This is a genomic window from Streptococcus sp. SG2, from assembly GCF_030439925.1.
Taxonomy (GTDB): Bacteria; Bacillota; Bacilli; order Lactobacillales; family Streptococcaceae; genus Streptococcus; species Streptococcus gordonii.
This window is the reverse complement of the sequence record NZ_JAQFJD010000002.1, coordinates 411,645-434,811: the sequence shown is the minus strand read 5'-3', so window position 1 is coordinate 434,811 and position 23,167 is coordinate 411,645. Positions and strand designations below refer to the sequence as shown.

General features: G+C 41.4%; 22 protein-coding genes. 5 read left to right on the top strand and 17 right to left on the bottom strand.

All coding sequences use genetic code 11. The annotated features are described in order from the left end of the window. Positions 1-144 precede the first annotated feature (144 nt). The 11 genes from PCY09_RS05940 to PCY09_RS05890 form a co-directional block, all read right to left on the bottom strand. Complete coding sequence (locus PCY09_RS05940) at positions 145-873, bottom strand: ABC transporter permease (protein WP_125396871.1); 729 nt, start codon at positions 871-873, stop codon at positions 145-147. Then, on the bottom strand, positions 866-1,726 hold the full coding sequence (locus PCY09_RS05935) for an ABC transporter ATP-binding protein (protein WP_185760609.1): 861 nt from the start codon (positions 1,724-1,726) through the stop codon (positions 866-868). The genes PCY09_RS05940 and PCY09_RS05935 overlap by 8 nt, the downstream gene beginning before the upstream one ends. Before the next feature lie 23 nt (positions 1,727-1,749). Continuing rightward, on the bottom strand, positions 1,750-2,322 hold the full coding sequence (locus PCY09_RS05930) for a DUF2812 domain-containing protein (protein WP_125396869.1): 573 nt from the start codon (positions 2,320-2,322) through the stop codon (positions 1,750-1,752). Then, the gene (locus PCY09_RS05925) at positions 2,322-2,645 is read right to left on the bottom strand and encodes a PadR family transcriptional regulator (RefSeq protein ID WP_125396868.1); all 324 of its coding nucleotides are present in this window, start codon (positions 2,643-2,645) and stop codon (positions 2,322-2,324) included. Before PCY09_RS05925 ends, PCY09_RS05930 begins: the two co-directional genes overlap by 1 nt. Before the next feature lie 101 nt (positions 2,646-2,746). Then, the gene (locus PCY09_RS05920; protein ID WP_045634307.1) at positions 2,747-2,959 is read right to left on the bottom strand and encodes a helix-turn-helix transcriptional regulator; all 213 of its coding nucleotides are present in this window, start codon (positions 2,957-2,959) and stop codon (positions 2,747-2,749) included. Beyond that, the gene (locus tag PCY09_RS05915; RefSeq protein ID WP_125396867.1) at positions 2,959-3,543 is read right to left on the bottom strand and encodes a DUF3796 domain-containing protein; all 585 of its coding nucleotides are present in this window, start codon (positions 3,541-3,543) and stop codon (positions 2,959-2,961) included. The genes PCY09_RS05920 and PCY09_RS05915 overlap by 1 nt, the downstream gene beginning before the upstream one ends. A gap of 118 nt (positions 3,544-3,661) precedes the next feature. Next, entirely contained in the window at positions 3,662-4,459 is a 798-nt protein-coding gene (locus PCY09_RS05910; protein ID WP_125396866.1) for a D-alanyl-D-alanine carboxypeptidase family protein, read from the bottom strand. 4 nt (positions 4,460-4,463) lie between these two features. Next, positions 4,464-5,150 carry a histidine phosphatase family protein gene (locus tag PCY09_RS05905; RefSeq protein WP_053794140.1) on the bottom strand — a complete coding sequence of 229 codons (687 nt, stop codon included), beginning with the start codon at positions 5,148-5,150 and terminating at the stop codon, positions 4,464-4,466. A gap of 64 nt (positions 5,151-5,214) precedes the next feature. Further along, entirely contained in the window at positions 5,215-5,907 is a 693-nt protein-coding gene (locus PCY09_RS05900; protein ID WP_061601544.1) for a histidine phosphatase family protein, read from the bottom strand. A 53-nt stretch (positions 5,908-5,960) separates the two neighbouring features. Beyond that, positions 5,961-7,298, bottom strand: coding sequence for a PFL family protein (locus PCY09_RS05895; protein WP_061601545.1), 1,338 nt, complete (start codon positions 7,296-7,298; stop codon positions 5,961-5,963). Between the two features lie 10 nt (positions 7,299-7,308). After that, positions 7,309-7,575 (bottom strand): ACT domain-containing protein, encoded by a 267-nt coding sequence (locus PCY09_RS05890; protein ID WP_011999901.1) that lies wholly within the window; start codon positions 7,573-7,575, stop codon positions 7,309-7,311. A gap of 312 nt (positions 7,576-7,887) precedes the next feature. Here PCY09_RS05890 and PCY09_RS05885 point away from each other — a divergent pair, with 312 nt between their 5' ends. Then, on the top strand, positions 7,888-11,151 hold the full coding sequence (locus PCY09_RS05885) for an LPXTG-anchored zinc carboxypeptidase (RefSeq protein WP_125396864.1): 3,264 nt from the start codon (positions 7,888-7,890) through the stop codon (positions 11,149-11,151). Positions 11,152-11,209: 58 nt separating this feature from the next. On the opposite strand, the gene PCY09_RS05880 is transcribed toward PCY09_RS05885, so the two are convergent. Beyond that, complete coding sequence (locus PCY09_RS05880; RefSeq protein ID WP_125396863.1) at positions 11,210-12,244, bottom strand: dihydrodipicolinate reductase; 1,035 nt, start codon at positions 12,242-12,244, stop codon at positions 11,210-11,212. An 86-nt stretch (positions 12,245-12,330) separates the two neighbouring features. Here PCY09_RS05880 and PCY09_RS05875 point away from each other — a divergent pair, with 86 nt between their 5' ends. Continuing rightward, complete coding sequence (locus PCY09_RS05875) at positions 12,331-13,167, top strand: helix-turn-helix domain-containing protein (protein ID WP_125396862.1); 837 nt, start codon at positions 12,331-12,333, stop codon at positions 13,165-13,167. A 147-nt stretch (positions 13,168-13,314) separates the two neighbouring features. On the opposite strand, the gene PCY09_RS05870 is transcribed toward PCY09_RS05875, so the two are convergent. The 5 genes from PCY09_RS05870 to PCY09_RS05850 all read right to left on the bottom strand — a co-directional run bounded on the left by PCY09_RS05870 (position 13,315) and on the right by PCY09_RS05850 (position 21,404). Further along, positions 13,315-17,532 carry a GH32 C-terminal domain-containing protein gene (locus PCY09_RS05870; RefSeq protein WP_125396860.1) on the bottom strand — a complete coding sequence of 1,406 codons (4,218 nt, stop codon included), beginning with the start codon at positions 17,530-17,532 and terminating at the stop codon, positions 13,315-13,317. A 278-nt stretch (positions 17,533-17,810) separates the two neighbouring features. Next, positions 17,811-18,749 carry a RimK family alpha-L-glutamate ligase gene (locus PCY09_RS05865; protein WP_125396859.1) on the bottom strand — a complete coding sequence of 313 codons (939 nt, stop codon included), beginning with the start codon at positions 18,747-18,749 and terminating at the stop codon, positions 17,811-17,813. Positions 18,750-18,763: 14 nt separating this feature from the next. Continuing rightward, a complete protein-coding gene (locus PCY09_RS05860; RefSeq protein ID WP_125396858.1) occupies positions 18,764-20,014 on the bottom strand; it encodes a dicarboxylate/amino acid:cation symporter in 1,251 nt (416 codons plus the stop codon). 200 nt (positions 20,015-20,214) lie between these two features. Then, on the bottom strand, positions 20,215-20,727 hold the full coding sequence (locus PCY09_RS05855; protein ID WP_125396937.1) for a GNAT family N-acetyltransferase: 513 nt from the start codon (positions 20,725-20,727) through the stop codon (positions 20,215-20,217). Between the two features lie 128 nt (positions 20,728-20,855). Beyond that, positions 20,856-21,404 (bottom strand): DUF6609 family protein, encoded by a 549-nt coding sequence (locus tag PCY09_RS05850; RefSeq protein WP_125396857.1) that lies wholly within the window; start codon positions 21,402-21,404, stop codon positions 20,856-20,858. A gap of 281 nt (positions 21,405-21,685) precedes the next feature. On the opposite strand from PCY09_RS05850, the gene PCY09_RS05845 reads away from it, so the two are divergent. The 3 genes from PCY09_RS05845 to PCY09_RS05835 all read left to right on the top strand — a co-directional run bounded on the left by PCY09_RS05845 (position 21,686) and on the right by PCY09_RS05835 (position 23,152). After that, positions 21,686-22,138: a DUF3290 family protein gene (locus PCY09_RS05845; protein WP_060956251.1), complete on the top strand. Its 453-nt coding sequence runs from the start codon at positions 21,686-21,688 to the stop codon at positions 22,136-22,138. Further along, complete coding sequence (locus tag PCY09_RS05840; RefSeq protein ID WP_125396856.1) at positions 22,135-22,767, top strand: DUF421 domain-containing protein; 633 nt, start codon at positions 22,135-22,137, stop codon at positions 22,765-22,767. The genes PCY09_RS05845 and PCY09_RS05840 overlap by 4 nt, the downstream gene beginning before the upstream one ends. A 181-nt stretch (positions 22,768-22,948) precedes the next feature. Further along, a complete protein-coding gene (locus PCY09_RS05835; RefSeq protein ID WP_008808393.1) occupies positions 22,949-23,152 on the top strand; it encodes a CsbD family protein in 204 nt (67 codons plus the stop codon). Positions 23,153-23,167: the final 15 nt, after the last annotated feature.

Here is a 23,167-nt window from a genome sequence, read left to right as displayed (position 1 = left end):
GATCCCTTCTTTATTAGCACTCGATCACCTTGAGTGCTAACTCATGATTCTATTATACACTCTTCCGAAACAATGTCAAGATAAAAACTCAAAAAATTAGCACTCTTTTCGCAAGAGTGCTAAAAATCAGTCTAAAGACCTAGTTTAATCATCCAAGGATTTCATGTGACTCATTAAGTAGAAGGAAAGTCCTGCAAAAAGAAGTAGCCAGAGAACGAGAGCCAAAAGTTCTCCACTCCAAAATTGGAAGTTAGACCAATCTTTCATAAAAATAGTAAAGAGGCCCAAAAAGCTATAACGCAGAACCTTAAATAAATCCTCATTCATATTTGAAAACATAGGAATAAAAGCTACCAAGAGCATAGCCGGAACACTAAGGGATTGAGCCATGACTTGATTTTTACAAAACAGACCAACCATTAAGAAGAAGAAAATTAAGACTAGCAAGGTTAACAAGAGAACCAAACCATAGCTGAATACCTGATTAGAAAGCTTGGCTCCTATCAAAATCGGGGTAACGACAATATAAAAAATCCCAATAATCGCCGGCCAGATTAAAGCGGAGAGAATGTATTGACCCGCTGTCACACCAGCCAAGCGCAAACTTTGCAAATTATGTTTTTCCCTTTCCTCAGCTAAAATGATAATAATGGGTGTCCCAACAGACATGGCTAAAGAGAAGGGCAAAGAAATATTCATTAACAAGATAGCTAGTCTGTCTGCTCCCAGTTCTTTACCTGCTCCATTCAGAGAAAAAATAAATTTATAGAGAAAAATGATGAAAATCGGCATGAGAACTTGTAATAGGATACTTTTATTTGCTAATGTCGCTTGGCCCCTCAGCCAAATCATCCCTTTTAACTTATTAGACATTTAAGGTACCTCCTGTCAAAGTAATGAAAACATCTTCTAAAGTTGGTTCGCAAGAATGAATACTGATAACAGTTGACAGATCTAAGCCACTTTGCAGTTCCTCAAAGGAAACTGTTTTCTTCGTTGTCAAATCTACATATTCTAAACGAACTTTCTTATCTGTATTGTACTTTTGGATAATCTCATGCGGACTGCCTACTTCGACCAACTTACCCTTATGCAATAAAGCCAAACGATCGCACAAAAGTGTAGCTTCCTGCATATCATGTGTCGTCAGAAAAATAGTTGTTCCCTGAGCTTTTAGTTCCAGTAGCAAGTCATGGATTGTTCGAGAAGTTGACGGATCCAAACCACTGGTCGGCTCATCCAAAAAGAGCAGTTTAGGCTGATTAATCAAGGCACGGACCAATAGCATCCGTTGCTTCATACCTGTAGATAGTTTTTCAGCCACCTTGTTGCGACTATCATAGAGCCCCACTTTTTGAAGAAGCTCATCAACTTTCTTCATATCAACACCAAAGATCATAGCATAGGCCTTGAGATTGTTGTAGAGCGACATTTTTTCATAAAAGCCACTCGTATCACTGACAATCCCTATCTGCTCCAGGACTTCTACCTTTAAATCCTCAACCGTTTCAGACAGCACATGAGCTGTTCCAGCATCTGCCTTGAGCTGCCCAGTCAAGATATTAATGGTCGTTGTTTTTCCTGATCCAGATGGTCCTAGGAAGCCAAAAATTTCTCCTTCTTGAATGGAAAAATCAATTCCTGCCAAGGCTTCTTGTTCTTTGAACTTCTTTTTCAAGCCTTGAACTTCAATAATCGTTTTTTTCATCATTATCCTCGCTTTCATAAAAACAATTGATAAAAAACTTATCAGTCTTTGAGCTCCTGCTTCATTCTCCAGAAACTCAAGCCGATATGAACCAGTTGACCAAATAAAATAAATAACAATACCGTATCTATTAATAAGATACATTTTACTAGCCAATCTACATCTAAACCTTTTTGAGCTACACTTAAAACTAAATAAGTAGCAAAAAACAAAGCTACAAGGGCTGGCAAAAACCGCCATATAAGCAAACGCTTAACCATTTCTAGCCTAGACCAGGCATCATTATAGATCTCAAGGTCACTTTCCGCATCAAGCTGAGAAGCTGGCTTGCGGAAATAGGAAAATTGATTAAAATTTGTAATATGCTCCCATCCACAATCTTTGAATAGTTGATAATAGGAGTCTCGCTCCGCCTTCTTTATCGGACGAAAATCTAACTGATAGGCCATTTCCTGAGGTGAAGTTTTTTCAAAAGTATAACGAACTGCAATTATAAAAGGGGAATAGTTTACTTTTTTCAACTTCCAGCCTTGGCCATGCATCTTTTTTAAATAAGCTGCTTCTCTATCATAGTCTGCAATGGTGAAGATCCTGTAGACGACTTTCTTTCCCATCAAACATCCTCCTTACTATTCCGGTAAAGGCGTTCAATCCGCTGAATTTCCAAGTTCAAAATCTTCTGCCCAAGATCTGTAATCTGGTAGAGCTTCCTCTTTTCTTCCTCGCGAACAAAGGCAATCAGACCATCCTTTTCCATTTTGGACAAGGTTCCATACATAGTTCCTGGACTAATTGACAACTGACCTTCTGTCAATTCCTTGACTTTTTGAGTAATACTGTAGCCATGCCTTTCTGTCTGGAGACAAAAGAGAATATAGAATCCTGTCTCTGTCATCGGTACATAGACTCGCCTGAGTTTTTCTGTCAATCCACTCATCTTTGCTTCTCCCTTTCACTTCGATATATCGAACCTTGATATATGTATTATATCGCAGTCCGATACAGTTGTCAAGAGTTTATATAGGAATCTTGCTTAAATTATTCTTTTAGCTCAAATAGATCCTCTATTTTCAAATCAAAGACTCGTGCAATTTTTAGAGCCATTTCAAGAGAAGGATTGTAACGATTATTTTCTAGATGCAAAATCGTCTCTCGCCTGACACCAATACGCTCTGCCAACTCTTGCTGGGTCATGCCACGAGCCTCACGAGTAGACTTCAAACTTGTAATAAGATTGCTTACTTTCCCCATCATGCCCCTCTACTTTCCAAATACATGAATACAAAATTGAAAAGTAAGACCAGCACCCCTGCTACTATAAAAAAGATACCTCCTGGAATATACAGCTCCTTCGTGATCGTTAAAAGCAAGGCTAAGGTTAACAGAACGACTATACTGCTAGCAAATGCTGTCATGGCAGCCTTAGATAGATTTGCATAAAAACGCTCATCTGCTTCTTCATCTGCTTTTCTTAAGATAAAATAACCAAGAAAAATCAGCTGCACTAGAAGACCTAGCGCCATCACTATTTCTTTTAAAAGACCAGCAGATGGCGTACTGAGCCAAATGCCTAGTGTATAGATAGACGAGGCAGATAAAACGAGGACACCATTTAATTTTTCTTTAATAGAGAAGATCTGCCTTTCCCTAACTTCATTTTGTTTGCTCTTTAAAATTCCCCAAGTAGCAAAAAACAGACCAACCCCTGTACCACCAATTAATATTAACTTTTCCAGCAAGCTAAATCGAACAACCCCAGATAAAACCGCCCAATCTCCGCATAAGACCAGAATCCACAAAGGTAGTAACAAGACTAACTTATGACTTTTTTTCATGACAAACCCTCCTGTAGTGTTATAAATATATCACACCTTTTGTTATAAATATATCACATTAGTCGCAATAATGCAAATTTCTCGATAAAAAAAGCCAGGAAAACCTGACTTACTTGATTTATCTTTCTGCTGCCTTTAGTAATGCGATGTACTCTTCCAGAACTAGATTGTGCTTTTGCATATACTGGGCGTTCTCTACGCCGACATAACGGTAATGCCAGTGTTCAAAATCAACTCCAGTAATATTACTCTTGCCTTCGGGATAGCGAAGGACGAAGCCATATTGTGGGGCTAGCTGAGCTATCTTAGCTGCTAGTTCATCCTCCAGCCCTTCAGGAACACTCATATCAATAGCCAATCCTGTTTGATGTTCACTAGCTCCTGGAATCTGAATCTGTTTCTGGACAGCACTGACTGCTTCTTCATGCGACAGGCCCTTAGCCTCCTCTGCTGCAATATTCTCATTATAGAGCTCTTCTTGCTCTGCACGACTCCGATAACCAGAAATTAATATTTCGCCTGGAGCTATGGTCTGAGCCGCAGCAAGGAACTGCCGAGTATTTTCAGCAATACGACTATCCACCCGAATTTCTCCAACTTGAGTCAAAGATGGCATCTTTTCCTCCTGTAGGTTATCACGGTTAACCAAGACTAAATTCCAATCCGCCGAGGACACCTTGGGTAAATCAGAATCAGAACTTGTTAATCTTGAAGACTTAGAGCTGCTTGGCTTAGTAGAGCTACTCACTTGACTTGAAACCTGAACATGGCTGAGAAGATTTTTCAATACGGAGGGGCGGAAATAAATAACCGTTCCACCTATGACTAAGGTCAAGATAAGTAATAGTAAGATCGTCAAACCAACCTTCTTGGCCTTGGATTTCCTTTTTACTCTTAGATGTTTAGCGTGTTTCAACTTATTACTCCATTACTTTGGCGCCCACTTCACGATAAGACATATCACCAATCCGGTCAATCGTAAACTTACCATCTTCGTAGTCTACTACAGTTACACTGCCGTTGTGCAGGCCTAAACCTCGAGGCGTTGCGTGGTCAATCAACCAAGCGAAGGTTCCAATCGTCATACCATGACTGACAATCAGAGCATTTCCTCCTCCTAGCGACTCAACTTCTTTGGCGATACTCTCAAAACCATCTAAAATACGGCCACTGAGTTTAGGCCAAGATTCTGCCCAGCCCGCTGTATCCACTTCTACCAATCCTTCCGCTAATTCTGGATAGCTAAGCTGGTGGACATGTTCGACATGAAAGACACGGGGCATGACTCCCATAAAGAGTTCACCGTCATAAGCCCCATCAAAGCTACCAAAGCACCATTCACGAATGCGTTTGTCTGTACGGTAAGGAATCTTATCTCTCAAGCCCAGCTCTTCTAAAATGATTCCCATGGTTTGAATAGTCCGACCACTATCGCTAGAATAAGCCCGCTTAAAGTCTATACCAGCATCTTTTAGACCCAACCCTAACTCTCGAATTCCTCGTTCACCTTCAGCTGTCAGAGGGGTATCCGACCATCCTTGCGCTCGACCAATCGCATTAAACATGGTTTTACCGTGACGGACGATATACAATCTTGTTTTTGACATTTACTTGCCTCCCTTATTCTTCCTTTATTATACCACTTTTAGGAAAAAATCAAGACCATTCCTGTCAGCGACTATTTAAAACCTCTGCACCAGCTTGACGATAGGACACATCTCCCAAACTTTCAATGGATAGTTTTCCATTGGCATATTCGACAACCGTCACACTTCCATTTTCAACTCCAGGATTCTTCTTAATCTCTTCATCAATTAAATAAGCAAGTGTACCGATTGTCATACTATGGCTGACCACCAAAGCATTGCCTCCACCGGAAGCCTCTACATCTTTTGCAATAGCTTCAAAACCTTCTAAAATCCGATCGCTGAGCTTATCCCATGGTTCTGCCCAACCTGCTGTATCCACTTCAACCAAGCCATTCGCTAAGTCCGGCAGGCTAAGCTCCTTGTAGTCATCCGTCTTCAAAACACGAGGAATGACACCATGAAAGAGTTCTCCACCATAAGCACCATCAAAACTGCCAAAACACCACTCTCGAATTCTTTTATCAAAGGTATAAGGGATTTGCCCAGTTAAGCCAAGTTCCTCCAACACAATCCCCATAGTCTGAATGGTTCGACCCGAGTCACTTGAGTAAGCTTTTACAAAGGAAAGACCAGATTTTTTTAAGCCAATCCCCAATGCTCGAATACCACGTTCCCCTTCAGCTGTCAGAGGAGTATCTGACCAACCTTGAGCTCTGCCAATGGTATTAAACATTGTCTTCCCATGCCGAATGATAAATAATCTCGTTTTTGTCATCTCTTCTCCTTGTTCAATCGAAAAGGCCTGTCTGCACAGACCTGATTTTCTTATTAATTTTTAAAACTGTGAATAGGTGCTGGAATCTGACCCCCCCGCGCGATAAAGGCAGCTGACGAAGCCTGATTTACCTTCATGACCGGAGCTGTTCCCAAGAGCCCGCCAAATTCGATCATATCGCCTTCCTTGCCCTTTGGAATAATCCGCACAGCTGTTGTCTTCTGATTGATGACACCAATAGCTGCTTCATCGGCAATCATGGCTGCGATAGTTTCAGCCGGTGTCGCCTCCGGGATGGCAATCATATCCAAACCTACCGAGCAGATAGCTGTCATAGCTTCTAACTTTTCTAGATTGAGCGAGCCGTTTTGCACAGCCGCAATCATGCCCTCGTCTTCTGACACAGGGATGAAAGCACCAGATAGTCCGCCAACCTGATTGCAGGCCATGACACCACCTTTTTTGACTTGGTCATTGAGTAGAGCAAGCGCCGCTGTCGTGCCATGAGTGCCGACTGTTTCTAAGCCCATTTCTTCTAAGACACGGGCCACTGAGTCTCCGACTGCTGGCGTTGGAGCCAAACTCAAGTCAACAATCCCAAACTTAACGCCCAGACGTTCGCTGGCCATCTGACCAACCAACTGACCAATACGAGTGATTTTGAAGGCCGTTTTCTTGACTGTTTCAGCCACCACGTCAAAGCTCTCACCACGAACCTTTTCCAAAGCCCGCTTGACAACACCAGGTCCTGAAACACCGACATTGATGACCACATCTGCTTCACCAACACCATGGAAGGCACCAGCCATGAAAGGATTGTCCTCTACCGCATTGGCAAAGACGACCAATTTAGCTGCACCCATGTCAGACAGTTGGGCTGTTTCCTTAATAATCCGTCCCATATCCGCAACTGCCGTCATATTAATACCAGTCTTAGTTGAGCCGATATTGACAGAAGAACAGACCTTGTCCGTCTCTGCTAAAGCTCGTGGAATAGAATTAATGAGGATTTCATCGCCTTTTTGATAGCCCTTTTGGACCAAGGCAGAGAAACCACCTATAAAGTCTACGCCGATTTCCTTAGCCGCTCGATCCAGAGCCTTAGCTAAAGGAATATAATCTTTAGCATCCGTGGCCGCCCCAATCAGCGAAATCGGAGTCACTGAGACCCGCTTGTTGACGATAGGAATCCCGAGCTCTGCAGCAATTTCGTCCCCAACTGCCACCAAATTTTTAGCCTTGGTCGTGATTTTTTGGTAAATCTTCTCAGCAGCCCGATCAATGTCTGTATCGATGCAGTCCAAGAGTGAAATACCCATGGTGATAGTCCGAATATCGAAATTCTGCTCCTCAATCATGGCAATGGTTTCTGTAACTTGTCTAATATCCATCCTTCACTCCTTAGATATTGTACATGGCATCAAAAATAGCTGCACTTTGAATATTGATTTTGACGTTAAGAGTCTGGCCAAAGCTCTCAAATTCACTACGAAGAGCTGCAAAATCTTGTTTTTCTTCACTTGAAACAACAGCCATCATCGTAAAAAATTCATCCAAAACAGTCTGTGAAATATCATCTATATTCAATCCCAACTCTGCAATCTTAGTTGAGACTCCTGCAACAATCCCTGATCTATCTTTCCCAACAACCGTAATAATTGCTTTCATTGTCGACTCCAATCCATTTTTTGTTTGTATTATTGTAGCATAAAAGATGTGATTTTGCATGGAATTGTAGAAATTCCTCAGACGAGCTTATACATGCTTTCTTCTCACTCTTCTATTTTAGGCAGGAATCCATAATTCATCCATATAAAATAAGCCCGTCATTTCTTGTTCGACAAGGCTCATAGATGGAATTGCAAGACAGATTCTCAGATTTGTCTATTGAAAGCATATTTTTATCTATGCTTTTTCTTGAAAACGATTACAAAAATTGATATAGTAAGATTAAAGAACACATTACAAAGGAGGTCTCTTATGAAAGACACCTATAAGAAACGCTTATATACTCAGGTTCTTAGCCTGTCAGCCGCAGCCCTTCTAGCTGTTCTAGCCCAAGGAAACGTAGCTGCCGATACGCTAAATCCGACTGAAGCGCAACAAGAAGCAAGTCCAGTAAGTAGTCTTGTCGAAAATCCTACTCCTGTCAGTGCCGAGAAAACAGAAGATCATTCTGATCAACCTCAGGCAGATACTGCTAATAAGGAAACTCAGCCTGTAGCTGAATCGGATAAGACTACAAGCGAAACGGCTACTAGCCCAGCCACAGGAGCAGAAAACAAAAAGGAAACTAGCTCTGAAAACACTACTGCACCTGATAAGCCTGAAACACGCGCAGCTAGCAGTGAAGACTCAAAGGTTCAACTTGCGGACAGCAAGGTTTATATGTCTGAAAAAGCCAGCATTGAGGAAACCATTCAAGAACAAGGTGCCAAAGCCAACAAAATTAGTTGGACACTCGATAACAAGCCAATTAGCGAGTGGAAAACATGGAAGATGGAAGACGGCACATTCTCTGGAGATCCCTTTGTAACCATAGAAGAAAAAGTCGAAGGAAATGACCTCAAGCTATCTCTGAAATTTAACGAACTATTTGGCCAAGATCTGAGTTTACGGACACCCAACAATATTCGCAGAACCTACCGCAACTTTATGGGAAATCATGAATTAGTCGGGGTCAGCGAAGATTTGGGACTTACTATTCGCAAAAACATTGTCCTAAGACCATATGAAGACTTCCATACCCACGATGAAATGCTGGCCTCTATCGAAAAGAGTCGACAAGAAGCTAAAGATGATCGTTTGGTTCAAATCGAAACGATTGGCAAGAGTGCGCAAGGACGAGATGTTAAACTGGGAATTATTAGCTCCGATCAGAAGAGCATTGATGACTACCTCAATACAACCAATCCAAAAGCCCTCACAAAGCCTGCCGAAATGCTGGCTGCCTTAAAGAACGGTAAACTGGATTATAAGCTCCCAGTCCTTATCAACAATACCCACGCTGATGAACAGCCCGCCATCGACATCATCACTGGACTTTTCAATACCTTTGCTACTAAAGATCTTATTTCTTTCCAGACAACTGATGCCAATGGGCTTGCCAAAAATGTTACTCTTAGTGTCAAGGAACTCCTCAAGAAATTTATTTTCTTATTTGACTTCACAGAAAATCCGGACGGAGATGTTGCCAATACTCGTGCACTAGCTAACGGAATTGACCCCAACCGGGACACAAGTTATCAGGCCAACCCTGAAACTCGAACTGTCGCTGGTCTCATCAATAAATGGAATCCTATTGCTCTATATGACATCCATGGATTCGTTAAAGAATTCTTGATCGAACCAGCAACACCACCTCATGATCCCAACTTCGAATATGACCTCTTGTCAGAAAATATGCTGGAAAACGCCCACCACATGGGACGTGCCGGCGTTGCTAACTCTAAGTATGACAGCTATATTATCCCTAAACTAGACTGGGGTGATGGCTGGGACGATTCCTTCTCCGGCTATACTGGAGTTTACGCTATGTACCATGGTATCTTAGGGCATACAATCGAAATACCTGAAGGAAATCAAGAGTCCTATAAAGCTGGATACCACGCAGTATTGGGAGGTATTTCTTACTTATCTCAAAACCCAGATAAATTGATGGAAATGCGCCTCAACTTCTATCTAAGAGGTATCAATAAGGTAGAAGATCCTAAAGCAGAGAATGAATTAGTAGGACCTGATGGTAAGGTTGTTGGACGGATCAAGAATGGTCAAAAGAAATTCTTCCCTGACTATTATGTCATTCCGATGGGACTTGATAAAAACAATGACTCCCAACAAGCCTTCAATATGATTGAATACTTCAAGAGAAATGGTGTCACTCTTAAAGAATTGAAGGAAGATGTAGGCAACTATAAGAAAGGGGACCTGGTTGTTGATATGGCCCAAGCCAAACGAGGCTATGCCAACCATATCCTTTATAAAGGTTCTAATGAATCCGCTTGGTCAGCTATGTATGCCGAACTTTTAGTGAATTTCCCAGACATGCGTGGCTTTAAAGCGGAAGCAGTCTTCAAAGATAAACTCTTTGACGGAAAATTAGGAGACGTAACGGCTCTTCGTGCTACTCGTACAAGCGAAATTAACCACTCGGCTCCTTACTACGTGATCGCAAATACATCCGACAGTGCCGTAAAAGCTGTTAACCAAGCTATTCGCCAAGGAAAGAAAGTCTATCTAACAGACGATGGCTATATCGTTGATACACCGACATTCGAAAACCTGCTGGGAGATTATGCCATCTACGGGGATGCACTCTATAAGGTTCCTAACGGGCCAAGCCTGAAAGCCCTGAAAGTCTATTCACCTCCTCATCAATTTTATTGGGCAGGTGTTGATTCGCCTACACATACAGCTCTAGCACTAAAAAATCTAGGTTTTGATCTTGTTGACACACCAGAGGAAGCTGATGTTGTTGTTTTAGAAAGCAATAATTTTGACAAATCTCTGGTCGGTCTCAAGCCAACCATCGTCGTTGGTGGTTCTGCTATGCAAAGACTCGAAAAATTGGGGCTTATCGACGGATTTGACGCTGAAAAATTCTCTGGTGGCAGTGATTTTGAAGGCCTCATGAAAGCAATTATAGATGATCAAGACCCGCTGACTAGCGGTTATAATAAGAACGACCTCTTCTATTCTAACTCAGGAAACTGGATTGCCAAGGTCCCAGCTAACTTCAAAACTTTGGCAACAATCGCTGGCAGTGATTACTATATAGCTGGATGGTGGCCAGGCAACGAAAAACTGGCTAACAAAATTGTAGCTATCTCTGGGAAATACAACGAAAATCCATTATTTGTATATGCTGGAAATCCTACCAACCGCTTGCATACAATTCACTTCTACCGTTGGATCTCGAATGCTGTTTTTGGTAGTCAGTTGGCAAACTTGACAGATTATATCTTGCCAAGTCCAAGTCCAACTCCAAATCCAATTCCTCAACCTCAGCCATTAACGCCTCCTACTTACCAGGCTCCAAGCAAGACTTATCAAGCTCCAAATCAAACAAGACTTGATTTTAAACCTGCAACTAAAGTTGAGCCTGTTCAAGAGATTCCTTTGACCTATAGCAGAGAGTCTCTTCCAAAAACTGGAACACAGGAAGTGTCTGAAGGCTTCAAGCTAGCAAGTATTTTAATCGCTTGCTCTGCTGGACTCTTCCTTTTGAAGAAAAAGGAAGACTAATACTTAAAAACACACCTCCCAATTGATGCGGGAGGTGTATTTTTAGTTATAAACTTTGTTATTTTTCCACATAGGTATGAAGTGGATAGGTCGGATAGGCCAACTCACGCGCCAACTCTGAAGTCACATAACCTGCCGGTGCATCTAACACAGAAGGGATTCGATTGACGATAGTGGCACAGGTCAAGGCTACAGTATCAGGCTTGCTGACTGAGAAGACTAAATTTGGCTCACCAGTAATTTCCCAATCACACATATCTCCGTCATTTTCACGATAGACCTTGCCAATACACTCTACTTCTAACTCAATTCCCTGATGGGTATGAATGGTTGTCACAGCTGACATACCCGTTACTTGCCCCGCCGGAACTGTACGTCCCAGCGTTTCAGAATAAACATCTTCATCCAAAATGTAAGGAACACTCTTTTGTGAAATATCCTGAATGGTCCAGTTCATCTTAGAGCAAATAGCTTCAGCAGCATTCCACATATAGGACGGCAGACTCTCAGCACTGGCAATTTCCTTTTCAAATCGCTCTGAATCGTAACCAGCACCATGCGCTTCTGCTAAAGCCAGACCATAATCTTCCACATTATAGCTGACAATCCCTTTCACCTTTTGAATGTGATTAAGGCCAGACATAGCCAAGCAAGGCATATTAATCCAGTAAACATCCTGCATGCCTGAGCCCATTACAGTGACACCATATTCTTTGGCCAGCTTGTCCAAGCGGTTTGTTTCAGATGGCGACGTCGTCCAAGGGTAGATAGCTTCCTCACAGGTCGTGATGATATTAACTCCATGTTTGATGGCTGTTTCAAAAAAATCATACATTTCCGGCATATAGGAAGCAATGGTGACAATGGCAATGTCTGCGTCACACTCTCCAAAGACACGTTCAGCATTATCAGAAATCAGGACACCAGTCTTATAGCCTAGCTCTGCAAAATCACCAACATCCTGTCCTACTACAGCAGGATTGTTATCAATAGCTCCGACAATTTCTACACCGTGATCCAGCAGGTACTTGAAAATCACTTTAGACATCTTGCCGCAGCCATACTGGACAGCACGAATTTTTGTATTTCTCATGGCAAACCCTCCATTAATTGTTATTATTTTCACAATTATAGTATAATATCTCTAGTAACTAGAGAGTCAATAGAGGGTTTTAAAAAATGAAAAAAATTTTGCGTATCGGAGAGTTTTCCCAAATAAATCAGATTTCCATCCAAACTCTACGATTCTATGACCAAATCGGTCTTTTAAAACCCTATAAAGTCGATCCAGAAAACAACTATCGCTACTATCACATCAATCAATCTTCTCTGGTTGACTCCATCCAGTACCTGCGTCAACTGAATTTTTCTCTAGAAGACATCAAAGAAATTCTATCTGACAAGGACCATTTTCAACTGCACCAGCTTATCGAAGAGCGCTATCAGCGCCTTCTAGAGGAAAAAGAGAATTTAGAAAAACAAATCCAAGAAATCGAAATCTTTCGGTCTGGTGCCCGTATCTATGGTGAAAAACAGAGCGAGCAAGAACTGGAAATCCAAACTTTTCCTGAACGGCAGCTGCTTACTTTTGAAATTGTTCAAAATATTTATCAAATGAAAAGTGAAGAATACGAACTTGCTCTCCGCTGCTTCAAGCAAGAAATCCTGCGTTACAGTCCTTTTTTCACTCATTTCAGCCGTGTTGGCTCCATTATGAAACAAGAAGATTTCCAAAAAGAAAGATGGATTTCCAAGCAACTCTGTCTCTTCCATCATACTCCCAATGAACTCCCTCACTTAAATCGAATGTTGCTACCGGCAGGAAATTATGCTGTTGCTTACTGCTCTTCCTTTGCAGATGAACTTAAAGCTCTGCCGCATTTTCACCAAGCTCTGACCCAAGCTGGATATACTCCTGTGGGCGATTATATCTGCGAGGTCATTCATGAACAGCCACAACTCCAGGAGCAGCACCGCGATATGTTCATCCGGATGCAAGTTAAGATAGAGAATTAAAAAGCAAGCCGATGGATGTATCGGAATTCTTGCCAGATACTGCAGCATGCTCAGCCAAAAACTAATCATTTCATAAACCGTAATTATATCAAAAAAGACGGGAAAACACCCATCCTTTTTATGTGCAAATAACCATTGCTGAGCACCTTAGTCTTCTTGTTTCTTTCTTCCAGCTAGAAGACCCATTCCCAGAAAAGCTAAACCAGCCAGAGGCAGAAACTTGTCTTCTTGAGTGCCAGTCTTAGGCAGGGCTGAGTCGGGAGCTGGCTGCAATCTTGGCGACGGAATAACTTTCTCTTCCTCACCTTGATTGAGAGCTTGAGGCTGGGTCCTTGTCAAAGGCTGTTTAGCACTTTCAGCCACCACCTTGCTGCCAACTTCTACTAGTTCGTCAACTGCTAGAGAAAGCACTTCCTGACCGAGGACAGTTCTCTGACCGTTCAAGACTTCTACAAAGACTCGCTTTTGACCCTTTTGGCCGGCTACAAGTATCCGCCGCTGCCCTTGTTCCAGTTCTGGATTTTCCTGTTCTCGGGTCTGATATGCAATCTCTTCCATTACGATTTCTAAGAACGGCTTTTCTTCCACTAGGTCCTTTATCCCTTCTTCTGGAGTGACCTGATGACTTGGTTTCACAGCCAGAGCAGCAAGAGCTGTCTTTAGATCCTGTTCTGCTCTATCTAAATCTGCCTGCTCCGCTTTTTCATCTGCCAAGAGAGACTGGGCTCGAGCCAAGGCTGACTGGTAAGCCTGAACTGTCTCATCTGTGTAGAGGCTTGGATCTAGACTAGCCGTACTGTCTACCACTTTCTGCAGAGAAGCCTTATTAACTGCTGGGGCATGAAGATTGGTCACAAAGAAATTGCGAGCTTCCAAATCCCCATCCCAGAGTCCCAGACCGACGTAGGCATCATTATAATAAGGCTCAACCGCATCAAATTGGTGGTTCAGGTATTCTACACCGTCCACAGATACACTGACACCATTTTTAGTTTTCACTAGCTTAACATGGTGGAACTGGCCGTCATTAAGACGCTTGCCATTCATACTACTTTCTGCAATCGTCTCCCCCATAAAGCGGTAAAGTCGAATCTTATCATTATCGCCAAATTGAATAGAATAGGCATTGCGAGGGTCAACATTTTCAGACGCATAGAAAATATTAATCAAGCCTTTTTGATACTTGAGCTCCACATCCAAGTTATACTCAGGGAAAGGAATCTTCTGACCTCCCATATAATAATCATTGGCGCTGGTATTCTGATTATAGAGGCTTTCACCATCGACATACCACTTACCGGAAACAGCTTTTAGATCTGGAACATTGGTCTTAAAGTCATTACGGCTGATATTGATGGTGAAGACCTTGGAAAGGCTTGGATTTTCCTTAGAGGTCGCCGTTACCTTGACCACACCCCTTTGCAGAGCAGTCACTCGTAGCTTATTGCCATCTTTCGTGACAGAGACCAGGTCTGGCTGATCCACACTCCAGCTGACCGCTTGAGAGACACTTGCTGGCATGATATATGCTTTCAAATCCAAAGTATCGCCGACATAAATATTATTTGTTACAGGAGAAGCCTGCACTAGTTCCAGTGGTTTGGTCACTGCCTGCTTGTCTTTCCAGATGCCCTTCAGCGGATAAAGAGCAATGTCAGCCTTAGCAGCACCACCTTCTACAAACACACTAGCGGCAAGACTATTTGGTGCAGGGAAAATCTGATTGGCACCCGCTACAGTATACCCTTTTGCAAAGACTTCTAGGCTGGAGCGATCCACATAGAGATGCAGATCTATGCTGCCATCCGCATTGCGCTTGACAGACTGACTATCCACCTGAGCAAATTTATTACTGAGAAGAATGCCGGACTGGCTGCGGTCAATAGAGAGAGTTTCCTTTTCTAAATCATAGGTAACTCTAGTCACTTCTCCATCTCCAACCCGCAGGTTAAAACCGACTTTCTTGGTCGTTTCACTCGGACGGAAAGTAGAGACAATTTCATACTGATCACCGGAAAAATCTTTCAACAGCCCATTCTTCTCACTAACTTCCACGTCTTTATACAACACAGCCTTGTCTTCCTGACGCAGAGACTGATAAGCTGTAATTGGCGTCTGAGTCAGCCGATAGCTGCCGTCTTGCTTGATAAGGCCTAGTTTGAGGTTAAGATTGAAGGTGCCGTTGAACTTCTGACCGACGGTATCGGCTACCAGATTACAGTAATCTTCCCAGGTATTCATCCAGTTAGACGCGATAATGTCGGGTAGGGTTGGATTAGCCTTGCTGCCAAAGTCCTGAACGTAGTAAGTCATGGCCGCATAAGAGTCTTTACCAAAGTTCATGACCTGATCAGCCTGAACAAACTCAGCATCTGGGACGAAGGTCCACTTGCCCTCCACCTGTCTAAAATCACCGACCTTATAGGAGCGCCCGCCACGAGACAGGACCCATTTTAGGCTACCATCGTCTGCCAGTAGAGGATAGAGATCTGGGCACTCCGTATGGAGATCCGCATAAGTTGACTCGACCTTCCAATTACGCAGATTATCAGACGAATAAATTCTCAGCGGTCCGCCTGCAACGACCATAAACCATTTACCCTCCCAACGGAAGACCTTGGGGTCACGAAAATCTTGAGACTGCAGTGGATCGTCCGTCCAGTCAGCTGCAATTTGATCAAGCTTCGTCCAAGTCCGGCCCTCATCTTTACTATAGGCCAACTTGATGCGCTGACCGTTTCCGTCGGCAGTAATCAGTGCGACTAAACCGCCCTGGTCATTGTCAAACAAACCAGAGGAATTGGTGGTATCTGCTACTATTGATCCTGAGAACATAGCCCCATTAGCATCCGGATAAAAGGCAATCGGCTGTTCTTCCCAATGAATCAAATCCTTGCTGGTCGCATGACCCCAGTGCATAGGCCCCCACTTGGTATCGTCGTAAAACTGATAGAAGAAATGATAGACTCCCTTATAATAAACCAGCCCGTTGGGATCATTGGCCCAACCGTCCTTGACCGAATAGTGGTACTGACCGCGATAGAGCTCATTGTAGTATACCTCATCTGCCTGCCGACGATGGACATTGAGCCGGTAAGTCAGGCTGACCTCCTGCCCATCCGCATCCGTCACAGTGCTGGTCACAGTCAGATAATTTGCCCCCACTGCCAGCGGAATATTCTTCAAATCACTATAAACCCTGCCTGCAGCATCGGTCACGCTTACCTTGGCAGCAGGATTTTTTGCTACGACGGTCAAGTCTACAGTCTCAGCATCATGTTTGACATACTGGATGGCAATAGGAGCACTAAACTGACCTTTCTGCTCTACTTTCCCAACCGAAGAAGTCACCCTTATATCCTCCAACTCGGGATTAGACTGAGGAGTGATTTCTTTATAAAAGGTATTTTGAAAAAGCAGCTCGCTATTCCAGTTAAGTAAGCCAAAATGACCTTCTGACAGATAAGTATTCTGCCCCTTATCATCTCTCTGAAGCGTGTAATCTCCTGAGCTGGCCACTAGAATATCATTGACATAGTAGGATACCCAAGAGCCGATAGAAACGACCTTGAGCCGATATTTATTGTCATCCGTTGGCTCAATATGTTTTTCATTGATAAACTGATAATCACGCCCGCCTTGCCAACGCCAAAACTTCACATTGTTGCTGCCACCATCAATATTAACTGCATAGCTGCTCTTGTCATCCGGATTATTATTACTGCGGAAAATGAGGGCTGCCGCCCCTTCCTTACTAAGGAAAGTTACATCCGTTGAGTAAACAAAATCCTTGCCCTGACTTTGAGAGTAAAGGAAACTATCACCTTTGCCTCTGGCATCACTATAAAGACCTTGTTCCCGGACTTCCCAAACTCCATTTTTGTCTCCCTTGGCTTCTGCCAAATTAGTATTGAAGCCTGACTGCTTATCTACAGTCTCTACGGCAGGGATTTTTTCTGAAGCAACTTCCTTCGCTGCTGGCTGTTCGTTTTCTTCCTGTTTGGTCTCTTTAGCATTTGCTGTAGCTTGATTTTCCCTATCAACCTTTTGATTGGCTGACTCTACTGCTACATCCTGACCACTCGCTTCCGTCGCAGCAGTCTCTCCAGCTACAGAGTTTTCTGTCTTATCGGCATTACTTGTAGGAGTAGCTGTTTGCCCGCTTTCAGGCTTCGAGACAGCTGATGAATCAGCCTGCAAGACCTGAGCAGGGGCTGGATTAGCCTTACCCTCATCTGCATAAACCACTCCACCGCCATCTAACAAGAAAGCTCCAAAAGCCAGCAGGGCACACCCAAAAACCCAACGCTTGCCGCTTTTTCTCATAAACCAATTTTTACACACTTTTTCCTGATGATTTTTCATGACACACCTCAATATTCTAAAAATGAAATCAGACTCCTCACAACCAAATTACTTCTACATAACGCACTCCTTTCACCTTTTCTTGTTCAAAATGAGCACCTTGTTTAGCACCTAAATCCTTTATAAAAAAGAAGCAATCTCAATAATCTAAATATAACAAATCTTTGTAAGCGCTTCACCTAACGTTTGTCACAAAAACAAAATGACAGATGTCATATTTTAGAAATGAAGAAAAAACAAAAAGCCTCCAAAACGGAAAGCTTTTGTTTGTTTTAAATTTATTCTGAATAGGATGCTACCAGCTCGTTCTTTAGATATTCTGCCAAATGCTGATGAGCAAAAATTCCTGCTTTTTCTTCAGCTGTAGGATTATAGTTGGTATTGGTGTTCACATCATAGACATAGACCTGACCCGCCTCTGACTCTACCCACTCAATAGCCGCCACATCAATACCAGCCTGAGCTAGGAATGTCTCGTAAGCCTGTCTTTGACTAGCAGGTAGCGGATCTGTGATTTGAAACTTATCCGATGTTTCCAATTGAGCAGGTCTTTGCCCAATCTGACACCCATCTGCCGGACAAAGCTGAAAACCTTCTGATGAATCAATCGACACTGTATAAAGAAACTTCTGGTTGATAAACTCCGAACGACGAATACGACCATCCGCTGGCTTGATATAAGCCTGAAGCAGGGTAATCCCATCCACAGAAGGCTCAAAAGCAGGACTGTTTACATAAGCTTCTAACTCTGCCTCACTGTTAAAGAGCTGCACTCCCAAACCTTTCCCAGCGCGATTATGCTTGGTAATCAGAGGATAAATATTGAGTTTTCTAGCTGCTTCCAGAATATTCTCCTGCCCCAAAACAGCTACTGTCTCTGGAGAAGCAATCCCAGCTTCAGAAAGCTTCAAATATTGCTTGATTTTACTGATTTCTAGATTGATAGCTCCACTACCATTGACGACCTTACGGCCATGAGCTTCCAGCCAAGCTAGAACCTGCTCTGTAAATTCTGGTGCGTAGCGATGGCCTCGAGTATGAGAAGAGGCTGACATCCGATTATAGAAAATTCCTGTTGGGGGCGGACTCTGTAGATCTAAGATCCCACTTGACAAATCCCACAGTTCATAGGGGACATTTTTCTCCTCCAGCCATTTGACCAAGTGCTGCGTCCACTCCAAATTTTCATGAATAACGTATACTTTTGCTTGACTCATAAGTCTTCTCTCCTTTAAGAATACCGAACAGCCAGTTCGCTGCTTTTTGATTCTTCCACTACGTGACCTTCTGTTTTTTCAATCACACTCACAGCCAAAGCCTGTCCTAGAACATTGAGGGCAGTACGACCAGCATTAACAAAGAAATCAACCGCAAAAATCAAGGCAACTCCTTCCACCGGCAATCCCAATTGAGGCGCTGCAGCCAGCAAGACAACAATCGCTCCAGAAGGCACTGTTGCAGCAGTCTTTCCAACCAAGGTTAAAAGTAAGATGGTAAAGAAGAGACCAGAAATAGAAAATGCAATTCCATAAGCATGAGCTATAAAGATAGTAGCTACCGAGAAATAAACAGCCGCTCCCTCAAGATTAAAAGTATACCCCAAAGGCACAACTAGGTCGATGACATGTTCGTCGTGACCTTGCTTCTTTAGATCTTTCAACAGAGGTGGCAAAACAACACTGGAGCTACCAGAAACAAAAGCCAAAGTCAAGAGGCTCCAGTTCTGACGAATACTTGTCAGATAAGGAACTCCGAAAATCAATGCAATCAAAGGAAAAATCACTAAAGCTAGAACCACATAGGCCAGATAAGTTCCTGCTACAAATTGACCCAAACCAATCAACTTATCAACTCCTGTTGTGGCTACATCTTTGGCAATAAAACCAAAGATCCCAATTGGTGATAGCTTGATAATCACACCGACAATTTTGTATATCGCCTCAATCCAAATTTGCAATAAATCAATAAACTTCTGTGACTTGTCTTCCTTAAGACTTCCAAGACCATAACCCAAGAATATCGCAAAGACGATGATAGGAAGCAAAGCCCCTTCAGAAAGCGACTTAACAATATTAGCCGGAATGAAACTGAGAAAGAACTCATTTAACTGGATGCTCTTAGCAATCCCATCAATATTTCCTCCAGTCTGACCGATATTGACACCTTGACCAAAGCCTAGATAATAAGCAGCAAAGACAAAGATCAAAGTAATCGCCGTCGTGACACCAAAGAAATAGAGCAAACTTTTTGTCAAAAGCTTCCCAAAAGATTTCTTACCAATCACACCAGTCACCGCTACGACCACAACCGGAAAGACCAACGGAATAATCACCATATTAATCAGACTGATAAAAGCTTGTCCCAAGAATTGATAGAAAGCCGAAAACTGCGGCCAAATCAATGCCGTTAGCACACCCAGAATCAAGGCAATCAAGAGTTGCAAACCCAAAGAAACCTTTGACCATAAAGAAAAAATTTTCATCCCTAAACTCCTTTTTCTATTTTGATAGCTATTCTACTATGATTCTCCCAACCTGGCTAATATATATTTTCTATGAAAGTAATAGAAGAATTTTATGGGAGAGCCAAATAGGTAAAAAAAGACACACAAGAGAAAATTCTTGAATGTCTGTATAGATCGATAATCCCATTGGTTCTGTCAGTAAACTGGAAATGATGATATTATGGTCTCGTTATCTCAAATACTGCTGTATGCACCCACTCATTGTGAATTTGTAAGTCATTTTCTATAATCTTACTAAATGTAAAACCATTTTTTAAAAGCACTCTCTGAGAAGCCAGATTATCCGTTTCCGTTCCCGCAACGATCTTATTTAAACCATAAGTATGAAATGCCTTGTCTAAAACAAGTTTAACCGCTTCGCTTGCATAGCCTAAATTAGTGTAATTTTCTCCAATCCTATATCCAAGTTCCGCTGTTTTTTGATCATTCTCTAAGACACTTAAATTGATTCTTCCAACCATAGCACCTTGCGAATCTCTAATAAGATGCATGTAGACATCCCGATTCGTTTGTTCCGTTAACAATTCCCTTGTAATTTCTTTAAAGCCTTCTGGATCAAAATAGTTAGCTGGTCTAGGAGGCAAACTCTGCTCAAAATACTCCCGATTTTCTTTTTCAAAAGAATAGACATCTATACTATTTTCTTCAGAAAGTAGCTCTAACCTTATCAATGTAAAGCACCTCCCATCATTATCTACATCCATATTTTCTGATATTTTCCCAAAATAGTACCCCTATTATTTTGCTAATTCTTCATTTATCTCAAATGATTTTGCAACAGTACACTATGAACTATGCCTTAGCTCTGTTTTGATGGCTTTGAAAAAATTAGTAAATATATTCCAAATACAAACTTAATTGCTGAGTCAATATATGCGATCACCTCTAATGGAATATCCGTAAAAATATATCCTACAGAAATATTAATGACACAAATAAGACCTAAAGATATCATTGATTTTCCATGTACAAAATAATACGGAAAAAAATGTAGTGCGGTTGCCATTAATGCCCCCAACCAAATTAATCTCCAATTTTCAGTTGCAAAAAAAGGACCACCTAGTAAAAACATTAAAATAAATAGTAAAAAAATAGCATATAATGATACTTTATTTTGAAATGTATTTGAAGAACCGTTGGATAATCTATTCAATACTTTTTTATTCATATTGATTGAGAAAAAACTAATAACATACCCAATACTAAACACTGGCATATTTATTATTTGTTTCCCTCCTGTTAAGGTAGCTACTGAAATAATCACCGCTACTACAATTAGCCATAGTTCACATGCTCTCTTATAATTAAATTCTAACTTTTCATCTTTATTGTAATTTAAAAAAGCCATAAATACCTCCAGCAACCTCAAATAATTTCTCTTATTATACCACTAGATTATTATTTATTAAAAAATTTTGTGATAGATTGAGGATATTATGACATCGTCACAATTAATAAGTCAAAACACCAATATTTCTCATCAAAAAACATGTTGATTTTTGGACAGAATATGAATTTCGAAAAGTAATATAATCCCTTGATGAAGCAAGTTACTTTCTCAAATAAATACATTGATAGAAGTAACAAATTGTTTTATAATAGATTGAATTTAAAAAAGGGAGAAATCTTATGAAATTCTATTCATATGACTATGTTCTCAGTCAGATTAGTCAACAGAATTGGACCATGATTATTGTGTCGACATTCTTAGTGATTGTGACTGGATTCTTTGCATTTAAGGCTTTCAAAGATAAAAGAGGGAGTAAGTTCCGTGAATTATCGCTCATTTCTATTTTGACGTTAATTGCTTTTGTATTGATTAGCATTACGAATTTTCAAAACAGCCAATCCAATGATAATCAATTTCGTAGTTCCTTACACTTCATCGAGATTGTATCAAAAGAGTTAGGTGTTGATAAAAAAGATATTTATGTCAATACTTCAGCTACTACTGATGGAGCTATTATTAAGGTTGGCGACAATTTTTATCGTGCCATTAGCGGGACTGACCAAGATAGCTATTTGTTAGAAAAGATGGAACTCTATAAATCAGACGTTGAACTCGTGGAGGTTGAAAAATGATAAGCTTTTTTGCTACGATTGCAATTAAATTGGCCTTTGGGCTACTTTCTCTTGTTTTTGTTATTAACGTAACAGGTAAAGGAAATTTAGCACCAAGTTCTGCAGTAGATCAAATCCAAAACTTTGTTCTCGGGGGTATTATCGGTGGGGTTATCTACAATAGCTCGATTACCATCATCCAATACGTTGTTATCCTCATTATCTGGACTATTCTCATCCTGCTCCTTAAATGGCTGAATACCAATGTTTCCTACATCAAGCACTTGATTGATGGAAAGCCCACCATCATCATCAAAAATGGACAATTAGATCCAGAAGCTTGTCGCTCAAAAGGACTTTCAGCATCAGATGTCGCTCTTAAATTACGTTCTCAAGGAGTCTTTCAATTGAAAGAGGTCAAAAGAGCCGTCATCGAGCAAAATGGCCAATTAATCATTGTGAGAATGGGTGATGAAAATCCTAAGTACCCTATCGTTACCGATGGTGTTGTTCAGATTGAAATTTTAGAGACTATTGGTAAAACTGAAGAATGGTTAATGGATGAACTCAAAAAAGAAGGATTTGACGATGTATCAGATATCTTCATTGCAGAATATGACAAAGGCGAAATCAATGTGGTGACCTATTAACCCATCGTTATTTGCTATCTAATAATGACTCGTTCCTGCTTTCAGAATACCGTAGCAATAATTTGACTTATCATTTTAAAAAGAATATACTCGTAATAATCTGAGATGAATATATTTAATTTTTAAAATCAACTGTATTGAATTCAGAGAAACAAATCATTCACTTAATGGAGGTGACACTATGTCATTAGAAGAAAAATTTAACCAAGCTAAAGGTTCTGTTAAAGAAGGAGTCGGTAAATTAACTGGCGATACAAAAACACAAGCTGAAGGCGTTGCTGAAAAAGTTGCTTCAAAAGCAAAAGAAGTTGCAGAAGACGCTAAAGGTGCAGTTGAAGGAGCTATCGAAGGCGTTAAAAACATTATAAAAAAAGACGATAAATAATCATCGTCTGTCGTT

What these genes read in the sequence shown, in the direction of transcription:
- PCY09_RS05940 (WP_125396871.1), bottom strand. Translation starts at nt 873, where the DNA reads ATGTCTAATAAGTTAAAAGGGATGATTTGGCTGAGGGGCCAAGCGACA.
- PCY09_RS05935 (WP_185760609.1), bottom strand. Translation starts at nt 1,726, where the DNA reads ATGAAAGCGAGGATAATGATGAAAAAAACGATTATTGAAGTTCAAGGC.
- PCY09_RS05930 (WP_125396869.1), bottom strand. Translation starts at nt 2,322, where the DNA reads ATGGGAAAGAAAGTCGTCTACAGGATCTTCACCATTGCAGACTATGAT.
- PCY09_RS05925 (WP_125396868.1), bottom strand. Translation starts at nt 2,645, where the DNA reads ATGAGTGGATTGACAGAAAAACTCAGGCGAGTCTATGTACCGATGACA.
- PCY09_RS05920 (WP_045634307.1), bottom strand. Translation starts at nt 2,959, where the DNA reads ATGGGGAAAGTAAGCAATCTTATTACAAGTTTGAAGTCTACTCGTGAG.
- PCY09_RS05915 (WP_125396867.1), bottom strand. Translation starts at nt 3,543, where the DNA reads ATGAAAAAAAGTCATAAGTTAGTCTTGTTACTACCTTTGTGGATTCTG.
- PCY09_RS05905 (WP_053794140.1), bottom strand. Translation starts at nt 5,150, where the DNA reads ATGTCAAAAACAAGATTGTATATCGTCCGTCACGGTAAAACCATGTTT.
- PCY09_RS05900 (WP_061601544.1), bottom strand. Translation starts at nt 5,907, where the DNA reads ATGACAAAAACGAGATTATTTATCATTCGGCATGGGAAGACAATGTTT.
- PCY09_RS05895 (WP_061601545.1), bottom strand. Translation starts at nt 7,298, where the DNA reads ATGGATATTAGACAAGTTACAGAAACCATTGCCATGATTGAGGAGCAG.
- PCY09_RS05890 (WP_011999901.1), bottom strand. Translation starts at nt 7,575, where the DNA reads ATGAAAGCAATTATTACGGTTGTTGGGAAAGATAGATCAGGGATTGTT.
- PCY09_RS05885 (WP_125396864.1), top strand. Translation starts at nt 7,888, where the DNA reads ATGAAAGACACCTATAAGAAACGCTTATATACTCAGGTTCTTAGCCTG.
- PCY09_RS05880 (WP_125396863.1), bottom strand. Translation starts at nt 12,244, where the DNA reads ATGAGAAATACAAAAATTCGTGCTGTCCAGTATGGCTGCGGCAAGATG.
- PCY09_RS05875 (WP_125396862.1), top strand. Translation starts at nt 12,331, where the DNA reads ATGAAAAAAATTTTGCGTATCGGAGAGTTTTCCCAAATAAATCAGATT.
- PCY09_RS05870 (WP_125396860.1), bottom strand. Translation starts at nt 17,532, where the DNA reads ATGAAAAATCATCAGGAAAAAGTGTGTAAAAATTGGTTTATGAGAAAA.
- PCY09_RS05865 (WP_125396859.1), bottom strand. Translation starts at nt 18,749, where the DNA reads ATGAGTCAAGCAAAAGTATACGTTATTCATGAAAATTTGGAGTGGACG.
- PCY09_RS05860 (WP_125396858.1), bottom strand. Translation starts at nt 20,014, where the DNA reads ATGAAAATTTTTTCTTTATGGTCAAAGGTTTCTTTGGGTTTGCAACTC.
- PCY09_RS05850 (WP_125396857.1), bottom strand. Translation starts at nt 21,404, where the DNA reads ATGGCTTTTTTAAATTACAATAAAGATGAAAAGTTAGAATTTAATTAT.
- PCY09_RS05845 (WP_060956251.1), top strand. Translation starts at nt 21,686, where the DNA reads ATGAAATTCTATTCATATGACTATGTTCTCAGTCAGATTAGTCAACAG.
- PCY09_RS05840 (WP_125396856.1), top strand. Translation starts at nt 22,135, where the DNA reads ATGATAAGCTTTTTTGCTACGATTGCAATTAAATTGGCCTTTGGGCTA.
- PCY09_RS05835 (WP_008808393.1), top strand. Translation starts at nt 22,949, where the DNA reads ATGTCATTAGAAGAAAAATTTAACCAAGCTAAAGGTTCTGTTAAAGAA.